An 18,195-nucleotide genomic window follows, 5' to 3' on the forward strand; every position below is an offset into this window, starting at 1 on the left:
GATGCGCCGTGTCGGCCTGCTTGGCGGCACCTTTGATCCGGTGCATTTCGGGCATTTGCGCAGTGCGGTTGAAGTGTGCGAGCAGCTGCAGCTGGATGAGCTGAGGCTGATCCCAAGTGCGCGTCCACCGCACCGCGGAATGCCGGGAGCCACAGCTGCACAGCGGTTGCGGATGGTGGAGCTGGCGCTGGGGCAGGGTGGCGGTCTGCAGGTGGATGATCGGGAGCTGCAGCGTGAACGCCCGTCCTATACGGTAGAAACACTGGAATCGCTGCGCCAGGAACTGGGATCGGACGTGGCTCTGTTCATGGTGCTGGGCTGGGATGCCTTCTGCGGACTGCCGAGCTGGCACCGCTGGGAGTCGCTGCTGGAGTTGGCCAATCTGGTTGTGCTGCAGCGCCCTGATTACGACCTCGAAGTGCCGGAGGTGCTCAAGGATTTGCTGGCCGCGCGCAGCGCAGACCAGCCCGAGCGCAGCCACGGGCAGATCATCTGCCTGTCGCAGACGCCGCTGGCAATCTCGGCAACCCATATTCGCACGTTGGTAGGCAGCGGCGCGTCGCCGCGTTTTCTGTTGCCGGATGCGGTGCTTGACTATATTGAAAACGAAGGGCTGTATCGGCCCTCTACTAAGGATTGAAAATCTACATGCAGATTGAAGAACTGGTTCAGTTGGTGGTCGACGCGCTCGAAGAGCTGAAGGCCAAGGACATCGTCAAGATCGATGTGCGCGAACACACCAGCGTTACCGACTACATGATTATCGCCAGCGGCAGCTCCAACCGTCAGGTCAAGGCGCTGGCAGACAACGTCGTGGAGAAGGCCAAGGATGCCGGCCGTCAACCGATGGGCGTTGAGGGCAAGGAGTCTGGCGAGTGGGTGCTGGTCGATCTGGCCGATGTGGTCGTGCACATCATGCAGCCGGCTACCCGCGAGTTCTATGACCTTGAGCGCCTGTGGCAGAGCGCCGAGTCACGTCGGGCACAGCACCAGCCGACGGAGTAATCGACCTTGCGCATTCGCCTGATCAGCGTGGCCTCACGCATGCCGCGCTGGGTCGAGGACGGCTATCAGGAGTACGCCAAGCGCATGCCGCCTGACTTGCCTCTGGAGCTGGTCGAGATCCCGTTGACGACCCGCGGCAAGAATGCCGACGTGGCACGCCTGATGCGCCGTGAGGGTGAGCAGATGCTGGCTGCGGTGCAACCGGGGGAACGTATCGTGACTCTGGAGGTCAATGGTCGCGCCTGGTCTACCGAGACGCTGGCGGAGCAGCTCGAGAGCTGGCGGCTGGATGCGCGCAACGTGAACCTCATGGTGGGCGGCCCTGAGGGGCTGGCCGAAGAGGTTGCCGCACGCAGCGATCAGCGCTGGTCGTTGTCGCCGCTGACGTTGCCGCATCCGTTGGTGCGTATCCTGCTGGCGGAGCAGCTGTACCGGGCCTGGACCATTCTCAATCGTCATCCCTATCACAAGTGATTCATGGCCAAGCCGATTCACCTGAAAGATCATAACCATGATGCCCGTATCGTCCAGCGTCGCCTGATTCTGGCTGCGGTGTTCATTCTGGGGCTGGTTGGCGCGCTGGTTGCGCGCATGTATTACCTGCAGGTGACCCAGTACGAGTATCACTCGACGCTGTCCGAGAACAACCGGGTCCATGTTCAGCCCATTCCGCCGACTCGCGGTCGTATCTACGACCGTAACGGGGTGGTGCTGGCGGAGAATCGGCCCAGCTTCAGCCTGACTATTACCCGTGACCGGGTTGAGGATCTGCCGGCCACCTTCGAGCTGCTCAAGTCCCTGCTCGAACTCAGCGAGGAGGACGCAGCGCAGGCAGAGCGCCGGCTGTCGCAGGCTCGTCGCCCGTTCGAGTCGGTGCCGGTGATGTTCGAGCTGACCCAGGAACAGATTGCGCGTATTGCGATCAATCAGTTCCGCCTGCCCGGCGTCGACGTTCAGGCGAGCTTCGTGCGCTATTACCCCTTCGCCGATCACTTTGCCCATGCTCTGGGTTATGTTGGCCGCATCAACGAGCAGGAGCTCAAGTCAATTGATCCGGTCGCCTATGCCGGCACCCACTACATCGGCAAAACCGGTATCGAACGGTATTACGAGCAGCTGCTGCACGGCACCGTCGGCTATGAGGAGGTGGAAACCAATGCCCGCGGCCGCGTGCTGCGGGTGCTCAATCGTACCGACCCGATTCCCGGCCGCGATCTGACTCTGGAGCTGGACGTCAAGCTTCAGCAGGTAGCCGAGGAGGCGCTGGGTGATCGCCGCGGCGCGGTAGTGGCTATCGATCCTGCCACCGGCGGGGTGCTGGCCTTTGTCAGCAAGCCCGGTTTTGACCCCAATCTGTTCGTGACCGGCATCAGCTATGCCGATTACGGCGCCTTGCGTGATTCGCTCGACCAGCCGCTGTTCAACCGGGTGCTGCGGGGCCAGTATCCGCCAGGCTCGACGATCAAGCCGATTGTTGCGCTGGCGGGTCTGGATGCGGGTGTGGTAACCCGTACCAGTCGGGTCTATGACCCTGGCTTTTATCAACTGCCCAATGTCAGCCACAAATACCGCAACTGGAATCGCTCAGGGGACGGCTGGGTTGATATGTCCTATGCCATTGCCCGTTCCAACGATACCTACTTTTACGATCTGGCCAACAAGCTGGGCATTGATCGGATGCACGATTTCATGAGTCAGTTCGGGATCGGTCAGCGTGTATCGATCGACATGTACGAAGAGGCTGCCGGGCTCATGCCGTCCAGTAGCTGGAAACGCACCAAGTACCGCCAGCCCTGGTATCCGGGGGAAACCCTGATTGCCGGCATTGGCCAGGGGTACATGCTGGCTACTCCGCTGCAGCTGGCCCAGTCCACTGCATTGATTGCCAGTCGCGGTGTCTGGCACCGCCCGCGGCTGTTGAAGAACGCCGAAGGCGTGCTGCCGGACGAATCCGAGACCCCGCCGAATATTCAGCTGCGCAACCCCGCAGACTGGGATTTCATTACCCAGGCCATGCAGGATGTCATGCAGTCGCCCCATGGAACTGCGAGGGCTGCAGCCGCAGGCGCGACCTACAACATGGCAGGCAAGAGCGGTACTGCTCAGGTGGTTGCGATTGCCCAGGGTGAGCGGTACGACTCCGCGGCGCTGCGCGAGCGGCATCGCGACCATGCCCTGTTTGTCGGTTTTGCACCGACCGAAAACCCGATGATCGCGGTGGCTGCCCTGGTCGAGAACGGTGAGGGCGGCGGCCGGGTTGCCGGTCCTGTGGTGAGGGCTGTGTTTGACGCCTGGGTAGTGCCGCGCCTTGAGGCCGAGCAGCAGCAGGGGCACGCCGAATCTCAGGAGAATGGACAATGAAGTCGATTCCGGTTTCCAGTCATGGTCTTCGGCGGCGCGAGTCGATCTGGATGCGCATTCACGTCGATCCTTGGCTCTTGCTGCTTATTCTTGCGCTGGCAACGGTGGATGCCTTTGTTCTCTATTCCGCCAGTGGCAAGAGCATGCCGATGGTAGTGCGACAGATGGCGTATTTCGCAGTAGGTATCTCGGCGATGATCGTAGTGGCGCAGTTCCAGCCGCGTTTTATGCAGCGCTGGGTGCCGGTTGCCTACATAGGCGGTGCGCTGCTGTTGCTGGCCGTACTGCTGGTGGGTACCGAGGCAAAGGGCGCTCAGCGCTGGTTGACGATCCCCGGGGTGACACGTTTCCAACCGTCGGAAATCATGAAGCTGGTCATGCCGATGAGCGTCGCCTGGTACCTCGGACGGCGTAATCTGCCGCCGAGCTTCAAGCAGGTGGTGGTCACCCTGGCGATCATATTTGTGCCGACCTTGCTGATTCTCAAGCAGCCTGATCTCGGTACCTCTTTGCTCATCGCCGCATCCGGCATTTTTGCCCTGTTGCTGGCCGGCCTGCGTTGGCGCTACATCATCGGTGCCCTGCTGGCGCTGGCTCCGGCGGCGGCCGGTATGTGGTACTTCGTCATGCATGGCTACCAGAAGCAGCGCGTGCTGACCTTCCTCAACCCGGAGAGTGATCCGCTGGGTTCCGGCTGGAACATCATCCAGTCCAAGGCGGCCATTGGCTCGGGCGGGGTGTTCGGCAAAGGCTGGCTGCAGGGCACCCAGTCTCATCTCGATTTTCTGCCAGAAGGGCATACCGATTTCATCATCGCGGTACTGGCCGAGGAGTTCGGCATGGTGGGTGTCTGCCTGCTGCTGGGGGTCTATCTGCTGGTTATCGCCCGTGGCATGGTGATCACGTTGCAAGCCCAGGATGCTTTCTGCAAACTGCTGGCGGGCAGTATTACGTTGACCTTTTTCGTATATGTCTTCGTCAACATCGGCATGGTCAGCGGCCTGCTGCCGGTGGTGGGGGTGCCGCTGCCGTTTATCAGCTACGGGGGAACCTCGCTGGTGACCCTGTTACTCGGATTCGGAATCCTCATGTCGATCCAGACGCACAAGAAATGGATGGCACAAAATTGATCGTATCTTCGTTTTTCCGGCGTGCCCGTTTGGGCGCGGCGTTGCGTACCTGCTCCACGGCGCTGGCTGCCGCGCTGCTTGCCACTGGCGCTGCCGCCTTGCAGGCGGGGGACTATGGCCCTGATCATCCGGGGGTACCGGATTTTGTGCGGCAGATGCAGAGTGAGCACGGCTTCAGTGCCGAGCACGTGCAGGCACTGCTGGATCAGGCGGTGCACCAGGACAACATCATCAAGGCGATCTCGCGTCCGGCCGAGCGGGTCAAACCCTGGCATGAGTACCGCGCTATCTTCATTACCGATCAGCGCATCGAGCGTGGGCTGGCGTTCTGGGCAGAACATGCCGATACGCTCGCGCGGGCCGAGCGGGAGTACGGTGTAGAGCCGGAGGTGATTCTGGCTATCATCGGCGTCGAGACCTTCTACGGCCGCAACATGGGCTCGTATCGCGTCCTCGATGCGCTCGCGACCCTGGGGTTCGACTACCCGCCGCGTGCCGACTTTTTCCGCAAGCAGTTGATGAGCTACATGGTGCTGACCCGTGAGCAGCAGATCGACCCGCTGACCCTCAAGGGGTCGTACGCGGGTGCGATGGGTTTCGGCCAGTTCATCCCGTCCAGCTACCAGGCCTATGCCGTCGACTTTGATGGCGACGGCAAGGTTGATATCTGGAACAACCCGGTTGATGCGATCGGCAGTGTTGCCAACTATTTCCACCAGCACGGCTGGACACACGGCGCCCGGGTCGCCATCGAGGCACAGGTCAGCGGCGACCGCTACCGGGACGGGTTGACCGAGCCCAAGGGCCTGGAAGCGCGGCAGAGTGTTGGCGAACTCAAGGCACTGGGCTGGACACCGCAGGCCACCCTGGCAGACGATGAGCAGGTCATGGCTTTCGAGTTCGACGCCGGGGAACGAATGCAGTACTGGGTGGGTCTGAACAACCTGTACGTCATCACCCGCTACAATCGCAGCGTCATGTATGCCATGGTGGTACATCAACTCGCAGACCTGTTACGTGAGGCCAGGCCCGAATGATGCCGAATGTCCTGTCATCCATGCGTTATGTGCTGCTCGGCGCTCTGGCCGCGCTCGCTGCCTGCTCATCCAATCCGCAGAGCGGACCCTCGACCAGCCCTGGCGCCGCTGCGGGCGCGCCGGCCGACAGCCGGCCGCTGCGTGACGGGCCACCCAGCTATATGCAGGATGTATCGCTGATTCCGGATGCGGTGCCGACGCCGCACACCGGGGCATTCAAGGCGTCGCCCTACACGGTCCTTGGCCAGCGTTACCATCCGATGCAGGATGGCCGCAGCTATCGGGAGGAGGGCACAGCGTCCTGGTACGGCACCAAGTTCCACGGTCAGCACACCGCCAATGGCGAGGTATACGATCTGTATGGGATGTCTGCCGCACACAAGACCTTGCCGTTGCCGACCTACGTTCAGGTCACCAACCTTGATAATCAGCGTAAGGTGATTGTCCGGGTCAATGACCGTGGGCCCTTCTATTCGGACCGGATTATCGACCTGTCCTTCGCCGCAGCAAAAAAACTGGGGTTTGCTGATCAGGGGACGGCCAGGGTGCGGGTCGAAGGCATTGATCCGGTGGCCTGGCAGCAACAGAACAACCCTGACTATCTGGTGACCCGAGAGGCCGTTGCCGCGGCACCGGTCATGGCCGCGCTGCCGCCAGAGCCGGTCGAGAACGTGCAGGCCGGGGGGTATTATCTTCAGGTTGGTGCATTTTCATCCGATCAGGCCGCACAGGCGCTGCGTCAGCGCGTGATGGGCCTGGTTGGCAACAATGTCCGGGTCAGCCCGGTACAGATTGATTCCCGTACCCTGCATCGTGTCAGGGTGGGGCCGCTGAATACTCAGGACGAGGCTCGACGGATGATGGAAACCCTGCGCGTAGCCAACCTGGGGACGCCTGCATTGGTCACTTCCAACTGATTTTAGTACCCGCGTAAACGCAACCCACCATTGATTGTGAGCACCATGTTGAAAAAACTGATTTCGACCCTGCTGATTACCTCCGTCGCGGCTCTGACGCTGACCGCTCAGGCACAGACGCCGGCCCGCCCGACCCTGAATGCGCCGTCGGCGGCTGCGCCGATCGTGCCGACTGCGCCGGAGCTGGCAGCGACCAGCTATCTGCTGATTGATGCCAACAGTGGCGCCGTGCTGGTGGAGCATAATGCCGATACTCCCCTGCCGCCGGCCAGCCTGACCAAGATGATGACCAGCTATATCGTCAGTCAGGAAATCAAGCGTGGCCAGATCGGCGAGAATGATCCGGTGCTGGTCAGCGAGAAGGCCTGGCGCATGGGTGGTTCGAAAATGTTCATCCGCGTCGGTACCGAGGTATCGGTAATCGACCTGCTGCGCGGCGTCATTATCCAGTCCGGCAACGATGCCAGTATCGCTTTGGCCGAGCACGTTGCCGGCAGCGAGGATGCCTTTGCCGACCTGATGAATGCGCAAGCGCAGCGGCTTGGCATGACCAACACGCACTTCGTCAACGCGACCGGCTGGCCGGCCGAGGATCACTATGCCTCGGCCCGTGATCTGGCGATTCTTGCGCAGGCGATCATTCGGGATGATCCGAAATCCCACTATGCGATCTACGGTGAGAAGGAGTTCGTCTGGAATGATATCCGTCAGCCCAACCGCAACCTGATGCTCTGGCGCGACAGTACGGTGGATGGCCTGAAGACCGGTCACACCGACGAGGCGGGTTTCTGTCTGGTAGCGTCGGCCAAGCGCGATGACATGCGTCTGATCTCGGTGGTGATGGGCACCACGAGCGAGGCGGCCCGGGCCGCAGAAACCCAGAAGTTGCTTACCTGGGGCTTCCGCTTCTTTGAAACCAAAACCTTCTATCAGCCGGGTCAGGTTCTGGCCGATGAACGGGTCTGGAAAGGCGCGCAGAGCTCCGTGCAGCTGGGGCTGCAGGACGGTCTGATGCTGACGCTGCCGAAGGGCCAGGCAGACAAGCTGGAGGCCAGCCTGAGCTTGAATAAGCCGCTCATTGCCCCCATTCAGGTGGGAGACGTGTTGGGTGAAGTCGAGGTGAAGCTCGGTGAAGAGGTTGTTCACAAGGCGCCTCTGGTTGCACTCACTGCGGTTGAAGAGGGCGGTTTGTTTGGTCGTCTGTGGGACAGTATTCGTCTGTTCTTCTACGGCCTGTTTGATTGAGGAGGCCGCATATGGCCGATGTAACCGAGCCTCAGGCTCCAAAAATCGAATTTCCCTGTCAGTACCCGATCAAGGTGATCGGGACTGCCGGTGACGACTTTGCCGAGGTGATCTGCGAGGTGGTGGAGAAACACGCCCCCGGCATCGATACCACCACGGTCGAGATCAGGGACAGCAAGAACGGTCGTTTTCTGTCACTGCGGGTGGTCATCACAGCCACTGGTCAGGAGCAGCTCGAAGCACTGCATCGTGACCTCAAGGCCACCGGTCGCGTGCATATGGTGCTTTGATGGCAGGTCCTTCCGGGCTGGTCATTCGCCGCCTCGGGCTGGTGGACTACCAGCCCACCCTTGATGCCATGCGCCGGCTAACCGAGGAGCGTGGCGCCGATACTCCCGACGAAATCTGGCTGCTGCAGCACCCCCGGGTATTTACCCAGGGGCAGGCGGGCAAGGCTGAACATGTGCTGGCGCCCGGTGATATTCCGGTCATCAAGGTCGAGCGTGGTGGTCAGGTGACCTATCATGGCCCGGGGCAGCTGGTGGCCTATCTGATGCTGGATCTGCGCCGCAAGAACCTGGGCGTGCGCGACCTTGTGACTGCCATGGAGCAGAGCTTGGTCGACGTGCTGGCGCTGCATGGCGTCGAGGCGGCGCCGCGTGCGGATGCGCCGGGTGTTTATGTTGGTGCAGACAAGATTGCCTCGCTGGGGCTGCGGGTACGCCGCGGCTGCTCGTTCCACGGGCTGGCACTGAATCTGGATATGGATCTGGAGCCGTTTCGGCGGATCAACCCGTGTGGCTACGCCGGTCTGCGCATGACCCAGCTGACTGAGCACGTCGAGGGGCCGGTGGATATGCTTCTGGTCGAGGAGCAGCTGGCAACGGCGCTACGCAAGCGCCTTGGATACTTCGCAGAGTAGAGTTGTTCGGGCGCGTCTGCGCCCGACTCGGTTTCAGCTCAGATTCAGGGTCGGAATCAGGCTGGCGTTGACTGCCTGGCCCGGCACTGGCGCAGGCGCGGCCAGGCCCAGGTTGTTCTTCTCGAATACCCTGTCGGCTCGGTAGCTGGAGCGCACCAGCGGGCCGGCGGCCACTTCCATAAAGCCCATCTCCAGACCGATCTCGCGATAGCGGTTGAACTCTTCAGGGCTGACCCAGCGTTGTACCGCCAAGTGATTGCGGGTCGGCTGCAGGTACTGGCCAAGGGTAACGATATCCACGCCGATTTCGCGCAGGTCCTTGAAGGTCTCCAGAATTTCGTCGTCGGTTTCACCCAGACCGACCATCAGGCTGGTCTTTGTCAGCACCTGCGGACGGTGCTTCTTGGCGTGGGCCAGCACGTCCAGGGTCTTGCGGTATCCGGCGCGCGGGTCGCGTACCTCGTGGGTCAGGCGTTCGACGGTTTCGACGTTCTGGGCGAAGACTTCCAGGCCTGAATCAACGACCGCTTCAATCGCGCTCAGCTCGCCGTCAAAGTCAGGCGTAAGGGCCTCGACGACCACCTGGGGCGTGCGTGCCTTGATGGCGCGCACGCAGGCGGCGTAATGGGCTGCGCCGCCGTCGTCCAGATCGTCCCGGTCGACCGAGGTCAGCACGATATAGCGCAGGGCCATCAGCTCGACGGATTTCGCGGTGTTCTCCGGTTCTTCCTTGTCCAGCCAGCCGTTCGGGTTGCCGGTGTCCACCGCGCAGAAACGGCAGGCGCGGGTGCAGACCGATCCCATGAGCATGATGGTGGCGGTGCCGTTGGACCAGCACTCGCCCATATTGGGGCAATGGGATTCCTGGCAGACCGTGCTCAGGCGATGTTCGCTGACATTACGTTTGACTGCCTCAAAACGGTCACCGCCCGGTGCCTTGACCCGCAACCACTTGGGCTTTGGCGAAAACACCTGGGGTTCAGTGTTGGCGCGACGTTTCTGGCCATCCTTGATGGCGGCAATGCCCTGGGCGTTGCGAAACTTTTCGCCGCTGGCAACGGACTTCTGCGGGGTGTCGGACATGATCGGCAGGGCTCCAGGTAGAGGCTCCGTAGGGTGCTGAAATAGGCACGGGTCGGCTTGTGGCCGTCGCAAATTCTACCACAGTGGCACAAGCGCGCGCAGCGCTGAGCTGCGCGCTGACGATCATGGCCGGCGCAACGCCTCGAGCAGCTCGACCGAGGCGTAACCGTCGGCCGGCCAGCCCTGTTGCTGCTGGAAGCTGCGAATGGCGCGCCGGGTATTGGCGCCGATAATGCCGTCGATGCCGCCCGGCTCCAGGCTTTTCTCGGTCAGCAGGGTCTGCAGTTCGATGCGCTCACTGCGTGACAGTGGGCGGTCATCGGTCGGCCAGTCGGCGACGATCCGTCCGCCACCCTGAAACCGCTCGGACAGCAGGCCGATGGCCAGCGCATAACTCGACGAGTTGTTGTAGCGCATGATGGTGCTGAAGTTGTGCAGCAGCAGGAAGGCGGGGCCACGATGACCGGCGGGCAGCAGCAGCGCGGCGCGCTGGTCGGCCAGATTATCGGCAAGGCGCTGGCCTCCGGGGGTGGTGACGCCCAGCGCTTGCCATTCGGCAACGGTCTTCTTCACCGCCGGGTCGGCCTGGGCATAATCGAAGTTGGCTGGCAGCAGCACTTCCTGGCCCCAGGATTGGCCGGAGCGCCAGCCGGATTGCTGCAGGTAATGCGCAGCCGAGGCCAGGGCGTCGGCTGGTGAGTTCCAGATATCACGCTTGCCATTGCCATCGAAATCCACTGCGTACTGGTTGTAGGTGGTGGGAATAAACTGGGTCTGCCCCATGGCACCTGCCCATGACCCAAGCATGCCTGCCGGTTCGATGTCGCGGTGCTGCAGGATATCCAGTGCTGCCAGTAACTGATCGTGGGCAAAGCGCGGGCGTCGGCCCTCGTGGGCCAGGGTGGCCAACGAGCGAATAACCGGGCGGTTTCCCATGTTCTGGCCGTAGTTGCTCTCCAGCCCCCAGATGGCGGCCAGAATGTGCCGGTCTACCCCGTAGCGCTGTTCGATGGCATTCAGCGTCTCGCGTTGGGCGGCCAGGCGACTGCGGCCGGTCGATACCCGCTGGCTGGACATGGCGCTGTCGAGATAGGCCCACACTGGCCGGGAGAACTCGGGCTGGCTGCGGTCCGCCCTGATGACATCTTCATCCGGGGTGACGCCTGCGAAGGCGCGGTCAAAGAGTTCGGCGTCGATACCCTTGTCCAGTGCCTCCTGGCGAAAGCTGTCTCGCCATTGGGCGAATGTCTGCGGTTTGGGCGCTTGTGCCGGCACCGCTGCCGGCGCAACGGCTGCGGCGGGCGGCTGGGTCGGTGCCGCTTGCGCGAGCGCGGCGCTGGGTGCGTCTGCGCAGGCGGTGAGCCAGATAAGGCTGAACGAGGTGATCAGATGGAGGCGGGCCTTGCGGCTGAGGGGTGTTGGCATGCAGATTCTCTGGATTCTTGTCTGGGCTGTCGGGTGCTTTACAAGCCCCGTCCTTGAGCTTTTCGAGGTTGTCTTACTGGAAAGGTTCCGGCAGCAAAATCCGACAATGACAGGTGACGCGCGACTCGGCAAGGGCGGCAAATGGCCGTATGCCGGCATTTATGCTAGAGTTCGCGGCCTCTATTGACCCTGCTTCCTTGCCCGCGCGCCTTCGGCGATTTCGCGGGGCATGTGACATTGTGTTGCCGCATGTGAACAGGGGCCCCGCACCCTGACGACGCTGCGGTGTCGTCTTCTGAATTGAAAACAGGTTTGCCTGCCCATGACTGTCATCGAAACCCTGCGCCGCGAATGGTTCTCCAACGTGCGCGGCGACCTGCTGTCCGGCCTGGTCGTTGCCCTGGCGCTGATCCCTGAGGCCATCGCCTTCTCCATCATCGCCGGAGTGGATCCCAAGGTTGGCCTGTATGCCTCTTTTTGTATTGCGGTGGTGATCGCATTTACCGGCGGTCGTCCCGGCATGATTTCGGCGGCAACCGGGGCGATGGCATTGCTGATGGTTACCCTGGTTCGCGAGCACGGCCTGGAGTACCTGCTGGCCGCTTCCGTGTTGTGCGGTGTGCTGCAGATCGGCGCCGGTTATCTGCGGCTCGGCTCGCTGATGCGCTTCGTTTCGCGCTCGGTGGTGACCGGGTTTGTCAACGCGCTGGCGATCCTGATTTTTATGGCCCAGCTGCCCGAGCTGACCGGCGTAACCTGGCACGTTTACGCCATGACTGCCGCCGGCCTGGGTATCATCTATCTGTTCCCCTTGCTGCCGGGCGTCGGCAAGGTTATTCCCTCGCCACTGGTGTGCATTCTGTTGCTGACCGCTGTATCAATCTATCTCGGGCTGGATATTCGCACTGTCAGCGATATGGGCGAGTTGCCCGATACCCTGCCGGTCTTCCTCTGGCCGGACGTGCCACTCAACCTCGATACGCTGATGATCATTCTGCCGTACTCTGCCGCGATGGCGGTGGTTGGGCTGCTTGAGTCGATGATGACTGCCACGATTGTCGACGATCTGACCGATACCAGCAGTGACAAGAACCGTGAGTGCAAGGGCCAGGGTGTAGCGAATATCGCATCGGGCCTGCTTGGCGGCATGGCGGGCTGCGCCATGATCGGTCAGTCGGTGATCAACGTGAAATCCGGTGGTCGCACCCGCCTGTCGTGCTTTGTGGCCGGCAGTGTGCTGCTGGTGCTGGTGGTGTTTGCCAGCGACTGGGTCGGGCAGATTCCCATGGCGGCGCTGGTGGCGGTGATGATCATGGTGTCGATCGGCACCTTCAGCTGGGATTCGATCCGCAACCTGCGTCACCATCCGTTGTCGACCAACCTGGTCATGCTGGCCACCGTATCAGTGGTGGTGGCGACCCATAACCTGGCCTATGGCGTGTTTGTCGGCGTGCTGCTGGCGGCAATGTTTTTCGCCAACAAGATTGGTCATTACCTGCATATCGGCAGCGTGCTGAGCGCCGATGGCGAAGAGCGTCGCTACGAGGTGGTGGGCCAGGTGTTTTTCAGTTCTGCGGACAAGTTTGCTGCGGGCTTTGATTTCAGGGAAGCGCTTGATAGGGTGGTGATTGACCTGAGTCGCGCCCACTTCTGGGATATCACCGCCGTGGGTGCTCTGGATAAGGTCGTCATCAAGTTCCGCCGGGAGGGTACAGCGGTTGAGGTCATCGGCCTGAATGAGGCCAGTGCCACGATTGTGGATCGGTTTGGCGTGCATGACAAACCTGATGCGGTAGACCACATCGGCGGTCACTGAAAGCAACGGAGAGCAGGATGAACGAACCACAGGTACTGGCCTGCATCGATGGCTCCGCATCCAGCGAGGCGGTCTGCGATTATGCCGCCTGGGCCAGCTTGCGCCTGTCCGCGCCGCTGACCTTGCTGCATGTATTGGAGCCTAACGTCGGCGCATCGCCTGCCGACCTGTCCGGCAGCATCGGACTGGGCAGTCGCGAGCATCTGCTGAGCGAGCTGGCGGAGCTGGACGAACGACGTGCACGCCTGCTGCGCGAACAGGGCAAGTTGATGCTCGATGCTGCGACAGCCCGGGTGCGCGCAGATGGAGTGGCAGAACCCGCTCTGCGGCAGCGCCACGGGCGCCTGGTCGACACCCTGCAGGAGCTGGAAAGCGATATCCGGCTGCTGGTGGTTGGGCGACAGGGTGAAGCCGGCGGCTCGGCAGCGAGCCAGGTTGGCAGTCAGCTGGAAAGCGTAATTCGCACCATGCATCGGCCGGTACTGGTCTCTACCGGCGTATTCCGCTCACCGCAGCGCGTGCTGGTGGCCTTCGATAACAGCCCAAGTGTTCGCAAGGGACTGGACCTGTTGTTACAGAGTCCCTTGTTGGCCGGTCTGGCGATGCACCTGCTGATGGTTGGTGCTGATACCGCTGACGCGCGGGAGGCTCTTGAGTTCGCCCGCTTGCAGCTGCAGCAGTCAGGCGTCACGGCAACGGCCGAGATCCGCGCTGGCGCAGAGGTGGACTCGGTGCTTTTGGCCTGTCAGCGCGAGCAGGCAATGGATCTGATCGTCATGGGTGCCTACGGCCATTCGCCCATTCGCCGGTTTCTGGTCGGCAGCACGACCACGTCCATGCTCCGCCATGCCGAGTGCCCGTTGCTGCTGCTGCGCTGACCGCCCCTGAATCAGAGCGCCAGACGCGCGCCCGAGGCCTCGACCAGAATCCGTGCCAGGCCATCCCAAGGCGAACCCGGTGCCTGGCCCTTGATCTGCTCGTCAACGGTTTGGGCATCGCCCAGCCAGCGTTCCCAGGCCATCGCCGGATGGCGTTGCAGTGCCGCGCGGAGCAAGGGTTTGCGCTTATCCCAGACCGGCGGACGCTGGCTGGCGAATACCTTGTCCAGCGGTATGCCGCGGCTGTGCTGCTGGGCCATATCGGCCAGGGCCCGCAGTTCACGGCTCACAGCCCAGAGAATCACCGGAGCCTCGACCCCTTCGCCGCGCAGGCCATGAAGCATGCGCAGGGCATGTTCCGGCTGCCCCTGCAGCATGGCATCGCTGAGGTTGAAAACGTCGAAGCGGGCGCTATCGGCAACAACCTGCTGCACCGTCTCCAGGCTCAGCTGGCCCTGCGGGCAGTAGAGTTTCAGCTTCTCGATTTCCTGCGCCGCCGCCAGCAGATTGCCTTCCACCCGCGCGCAGAGCAGGTCGATCGCCTCGGGGCCAGCCTGCAGGCCGGCGGCAAGCAGGCGCTCGCGAATCCAGTTGGGTAATTGGGCAGGCTCAATCGGCCAGATCTGGACGAACCGGCTGTCAGCGTGTTCGATCAGGGTTTTTGCCCACTTGCTGCGCTGGGTCGTGCCATCGAGCTTGGGCAGACTGATCAGCAGGGTAGTGTCTTCGGCAGGCTGTTCCAGATAGGCCAGTAACGCCTTTGCTCCGGCGTCACCCGGTTTGCCCGAGGGAATGCGCAGTTCGAGCAAGCGCTTCTGGGCAAACAGCGAGAGGCTGTGGCTGGCTTCGTACAGCTGGGACCAGTCGAAACTGCGGTCCACATCAAAAACCTGGCGCTCCTCGCTGCCGGCGGCGCGGCAGGCCTGGCGAATCAGGTCGCAGGCCTCGCCACAGAGCAGCGGGTCATCACCGCTGACAACGTAGACGGCGGCCAGCTCGTCCCTGAGCTGCTTGCCCAGCTGGGGGGCGTTGAGCTTCATTACCTGCTCAGTTGCCCTGCTGGTCGAGACGCGATTCGCGGCTGGACAGGTCGCCTTCGCTGATACTGGAGAGTCGGAACAGCAACTGGCGGGTGAGGTCCTGACGCATTTCCCGGCGCAGCAGCTCCTCTTCCTCGGTGGTGCCGATAATGTTGTCCTTATCGTTGACGTAAATACGGCGTGTGGCCAGGGTTTCCGGACCGATCAGCGGGCGACCCTGACGGTCGGCGATCTGGAAGGTCAGGTTGCTGGTCAGCTCGTATTCTGCCGGAGTCGAGCTGCTGGTATAACTTACTGCTCTGCGCTCCTGACCTTCGTTCAGCAGTTGCAGCCGGTAGGCTGCGGTCGGCGTGACCTGGACCCCGTCCACTTCCAGTGCCTCAAGCACTTGCTGGTAGGTTCGGCCGTAGCGGTTTTGCGCCGTTACATCGAGTTGGGTCAGCTCGACGCTGTCGACACCGGTGCCGCGCAGGTGGAACCCGCAGCCGGAGGCGAGCAGGGTGGCGCCGAGAACGGCACAGCTGAGCAGCAGGCGGGGGGTGGTCAGTGACATCTTGGCTCTCCGTTGCAAAATCAGTTGGCGACAATGTTGACCAGCTTGCCCGGGACGACGATCACCTTGCGGATCGTCAGGCCCTCGGTAAAGCGCAGCACATTCTCGTTTTCCCGCGCGGTGGCTTCAATCAGCTCGCGGCTGGCGTCGGCGGCGACTTCAATGTGACCGCGCAGCTTGCCGTTGACCTGAATAACCAGTTGCAGGCTGTCCTGTACCAACGCGCTCTCGTCGACGCTCGGCCAGCGCGCGTCGATGATCGCATCGCTGTGACCCAATGCCTGCCAGAGGCTGTGGCAGATGTGCGGGGCGATGGGCGCCAGCAGCAGGGCGACGGTTTCCAGGCCTTCCTGCATCAGGGCGCGGTCCTGCTCGGCGTCCTGCGGTGCCTTTTCCAGCACGTTCATCAGGGTCATCACGGCGGCGATGGCGGTATTGAACTTGTGGTGCTGGCCGATATCCTGGCTGGCCTGCTTGATGGCCAGATGGATGGCGCGGCGTACGGCTTTCTGCTCGTCGCTCAGGCTGCCGAGGTCGGCGTTTGCGGCCGGGCCCCTGGCATGGTGCTGCTGGCTCAGGCGCCAGACGCGGCGCAGGAAGCGCTGGGCGCCTTCAACGCCGGAGTCGGACCATTCCAGGCTCATGTCCGGCGGTGAGGCGAACATCATGAACAGGCGGCAGGTGTCGGCGCCGTACTGGTCGATCATGGCCTGCGGGTCAACGCCGTTGTTCTTCGACTTGGACATCTTCTCGGTGCCGCCGATCTCGACCGGCTGGCCGTCGCTGCGCAGGGTGGCAGCAACAATCTTGCCCTTGGCGTCGCGCTCGACATCCACGTCGGCCGGGTTGTACCAGGTCTTGCTGCCGTTGGCTTCAAGGCGGTAGTAGGTGTCGGCCAGGACCATGCCCTGGGTCAGCAGGTTCTTGAACGGCTCGTTGCTGCTGACCAGGCCCTCGTCGCGCATCAGCTTGTGGAAGAAACGCGCGTAGAGCAGGTGCAAAATAGCGTGTTCGATCCCGCCGATGTACTGGTCCACCGGCAGCCAGTGATTGGCCGCAGCCGGGTCGACCATGCCCTTGTCATATTGCGGGCTGGCGTAGCGGGCGTAGTACCAGGAGCTTTCAACGAAGGTATCCATGGTGTCGGTTTCGCGCTTGGCGGCGGCGCCACACTTCGGACAGCTGCACTCATAAAATTCGGGCATCTTGGCCAGCGGGCTGCCGGCGCCATCGGGAATCACGTCTTCGGGCAGGACGACCGGCAACTGGTCATCCGGCACCGGTACGTCACCACAGCTGTCGCAGTGAATGATCGGAATCGGGCAGCCCCAGTAGCGCTGACGGCTGATACCCCAGTCACGCAGGCGGAACTGGGTGCGTGGCTCGCCCAGGCCTTTCTGCTTCAGTACTTCGCCAATGGCGGTAAAGGCGCTGTCGTAGTCCAGGCCGTCGAATTCTTCTGAGTTGATCAGCTCGCCCTTCTCGGCGTAGGCGTCCTGCCAGGGTTCGGGTGTTTCGTCGCCGGCAGAAGTGCGGATTACCGGCTTGATCGGCAGGCGATATTTGCTGGCAAAGGCAAAGTCGCGCTCATCATGCGCCGGTACGGCCATCACGGCGCCTTCGCCATACCCCATGAGCACGTAATTGGCGACCCATACCGGCAGCTTCTCGCCGGTCAGCGGGTGCAGCACGTACAGCGGGGTCGGCAGGCCTTTCTTTTCCTGGGTAGCGATGTCGGCCTCGGCCACACCACCACGCTTGCACTCGTCGATGAACGCCTGCAGTTCGGGGTTGTTTTGCGCGGCCTGGGTGGCCAGCGGGTGCTCGGCGGCAACGGCAACGTAGGTCGCGCCCATCAGGGTGTCCGGGCGTGTGGTAAAAACCTTCAGGGTGCCGTCGTGGCCGATGCTGGCGGTGTCGTACGGGAACTGGACTTCCATGCCGACCGACTTGCCGATCCAGTTGCGCTGCATGGTCTTGACCTGTTCGGGCCAGCCGGTCAGCTCATCGAGCGAGCTCAGCAGCTCCTCGGCGTAGTTGGTGATCGCGAAGTAATACATCGGGATCTCGCGCTTCTCGATCACGGCGCCGCTGCGCCAGCCCTTGCCGTCGATTACCTGCTCGTTGGCCAGAACAGTCTGGTCGACCGGGTCCCAGTTCACGGTACCGTTCTTGCGGTAGATGATGCCCTTCTCGAACAGGCGGGTGAACAGCCATTGCTCCCAGCGGTAGTAATCCGGCTTGCAGGTGGCGATCTCGCGCGACCAGTCGATTGCCAGGCCCAGGCTTTTCAGTTGGGTACGCATGTAATCGATGTTGGAGTAGGTCCAGGCAGCCGGAGCGACTTTATTGTTCATCGCTGCGTTTTCCGCCGGCATGCCGAAGGCGTCCCAGCCCATGGGCTGCAGTACGTTCTTGCCCTGCATGCGCTGGTAGCGGGCGATCACGTCACCGATGGTGTAGTTGCGCACATGCCCCATGTGTAGCTTGCCGCTGGGGTAGGGAAACATCGACAGGCAGTAGTAGGTGTCCTGGTCGGGGGTTTCGCTGACCTTGAAAGCGTTGGCATTGTCCCAGTCGGTCTGGGCAGCGGCTTCGATTTCGCTCGGTGAATACTGTTCTTGCATGGCGTGGGGTCTGGTGACTCGTGGTGACGTGAAAAAGTAATGGGGCAGGATACACCACCCGGCGCTCATCAGGTAGTCACATGCCATTCGTCGCCGGCTCGGTAGACACCCGGTCGGTGGGTCTATTCTCTAGGTGGAAAGGCAGGTCACCGGGGC

17 protein-coding genes are annotated in these 18,195 nt (G+C 62.2%); 12 read left to right on the forward strand and 5 right to left on the reverse strand.

Annotated elements, in window-relative coordinates; genetic code table 11:
- Position 1 precedes the first annotated feature (1 nt).
- Genes nadD through lipB form a run of 10 tightly spaced genes read left to right on the forward strand, consistent with a single transcriptional unit; the run spans position 2 to position 8,617 of the window.
- Positions 2-640: a nicotinate-nucleotide adenylyltransferase gene (gene nadD / locus O5O48_RS10075; RefSeq protein ID WP_228245242.1), complete on the forward strand. Its 639-nt coding sequence runs from the start codon at positions 2-4 to the stop codon at positions 638-640.
- An 8-nt stretch (positions 641-648) separates the two neighbouring features.
- The gene (gene rsfS, locus O5O48_RS10080) at positions 649-1,005 is read left to right on the forward strand and encodes a ribosome silencing factor (protein ID WP_088273476.1); all 357 of its coding nucleotides are present in this window, start codon (positions 649-651) and stop codon (positions 1,003-1,005) included.
- A gap of 6 nt (positions 1,006-1,011) precedes the next feature.
- The gene (gene rlmH / locus O5O48_RS10085; protein WP_228245243.1) at positions 1,012-1,479 is read left to right on the forward strand and encodes a 23S rRNA (pseudouridine(1915)-N(3))-methyltransferase RlmH; all 468 of its coding nucleotides are present in this window, start codon (positions 1,012-1,014) and stop codon (positions 1,477-1,479) included.
- A gap of 3 nt (positions 1,480-1,482) precedes the next feature.
- The gene (mrdA, locus tag O5O48_RS10090; RefSeq protein WP_228245245.1) at positions 1,483-3,366 is read left to right on the forward strand and encodes a penicillin-binding protein 2; all 1,884 of its coding nucleotides are present in this window, start codon (positions 1,483-1,485) and stop codon (positions 3,364-3,366) included.
- Positions 3,363-4,496, forward strand: a complete 1,134-nt coding sequence (rodA, locus tag O5O48_RS10095; protein ID WP_228245246.1) for a rod shape-determining protein RodA — start codon at positions 3,363-3,365, stop codon at positions 4,494-4,496. The genes mrdA and rodA overlap by 4 nt, the downstream gene beginning before the upstream one ends.
- A complete protein-coding gene (gene mltB, locus O5O48_RS10100) occupies positions 4,493-5,533 on the forward strand; it encodes a lytic murein transglycosylase B (protein ID WP_373314995.1) in 1,041 nt (346 codons plus the stop codon). The genes rodA and mltB overlap by 4 nt, the downstream gene beginning before the upstream one ends.
- Positions 5,533-6,450, forward strand: coding sequence for a septal ring lytic transglycosylase RlpA family protein (locus O5O48_RS10105; RefSeq protein WP_228245363.1), 918 nt, complete (start codon positions 5,533-5,535; stop codon positions 6,448-6,450). Before mltB ends, O5O48_RS10105 begins: the two co-directional genes overlap by 1 nt.
- A gap of 45 nt (positions 6,451-6,495) precedes the next feature.
- Positions 6,496-7,695: a D-alanyl-D-alanine carboxypeptidase family protein gene (locus tag O5O48_RS10110; RefSeq protein ID WP_228245249.1), complete on the forward strand. Its 1,200-nt coding sequence runs from the start codon at positions 6,496-6,498 to the stop codon at positions 7,693-7,695.
- A gap of 11 nt (positions 7,696-7,706) precedes the next feature.
- A complete protein-coding gene (locus O5O48_RS10115) occupies positions 7,707-7,985 on the forward strand; it encodes an HP0495 family protein (RefSeq protein ID WP_228245250.1) in 279 nt (92 codons plus the stop codon).
- Complete coding sequence (lipB, locus tag O5O48_RS10120) at positions 7,985-8,617, forward strand: lipoyl(octanoyl) transferase LipB (protein ID WP_269686912.1); 633 nt, start codon at positions 7,985-7,987, stop codon at positions 8,615-8,617. Before O5O48_RS10115 ends, lipB begins: the two co-directional genes overlap by 1 nt.
- Before the next feature lie 33 nt (positions 8,618-8,650).
- Here the strand turns inward: lipB and lipA are convergent, their stop codons facing one another.
- Positions 8,651-9,700, reverse strand: coding sequence for a lipoyl synthase (gene lipA / locus O5O48_RS10125; RefSeq protein WP_269686913.1), 1,050 nt, complete (start codon positions 9,698-9,700; stop codon positions 8,651-8,653).
- Positions 9,701-9,823: 123 nt separating this feature from the next.
- Positions 9,824-11,125, reverse strand: coding sequence for a lytic murein transglycosylase (locus tag O5O48_RS10130; RefSeq protein ID WP_269686914.1), 1,302 nt, complete (start codon positions 11,123-11,125; stop codon positions 9,824-9,826).
- Positions 11,126-11,447: 322 nt separating this feature from the next.
- On the opposite strand from O5O48_RS10130, the gene O5O48_RS10135 reads away from it, so the two are divergent.
- Together O5O48_RS10135 and O5O48_RS10140 are read left to right on the forward strand one after the other, a co-directional pair.
- Complete coding sequence (locus O5O48_RS10135; protein ID WP_228245257.1) at positions 11,448-12,941, forward strand: SulP family inorganic anion transporter; 1,494 nt, start codon at positions 11,448-11,450, stop codon at positions 12,939-12,941.
- A 17-nt stretch (positions 12,942-12,958) separates the two neighbouring features.
- Positions 12,959-13,819, forward strand: coding sequence for a universal stress protein (locus O5O48_RS10140; protein ID WP_269686915.1), 861 nt, complete (start codon positions 12,959-12,961; stop codon positions 13,817-13,819).
- An 11-nt stretch (positions 13,820-13,830) separates the two neighbouring features.
- Here the strand turns inward: O5O48_RS10140 and holA are convergent, their stop codons facing one another.
- From holA to leuS, 3 genes are read right to left on the reverse strand one after another with little or no spacing between them, the layout of a single operon-like run.
- Positions 13,831-14,859: a DNA polymerase III subunit delta gene (gene holA, locus O5O48_RS10145; protein WP_228245260.1), complete on the reverse strand. Its 1,029-nt coding sequence runs from the start codon at positions 14,857-14,859 to the stop codon at positions 13,831-13,833.
- A 7-nt stretch (positions 14,860-14,866) separates the two neighbouring features.
- Positions 14,867-15,412, reverse strand: a complete 546-nt coding sequence (locus O5O48_RS10150; RefSeq protein ID WP_088273489.1) for an LPS-assembly lipoprotein LptE — start codon at positions 15,410-15,412, stop codon at positions 14,867-14,869.
- A gap of 20 nt (positions 15,413-15,432) precedes the next feature.
- Positions 15,433-18,039 (reverse strand): leucine--tRNA ligase, encoded by a 2,607-nt coding sequence (gene leuS / locus O5O48_RS10155; protein WP_228245261.1) that lies wholly within the window; start codon positions 18,037-18,039, stop codon positions 15,433-15,435.
- Between the last annotated feature and the right edge of the window lie 156 nt (positions 18,040-18,195).

Source organism: Halopseudomonas sp. MFKK-1 (assembly GCF_027474385.1).
GTDB classification, from domain to species: Bacteria; Pseudomonadota; Gammaproteobacteria; order Pseudomonadales; family Pseudomonadaceae; genus Halopseudomonas; species Halopseudomonas aestusnigri.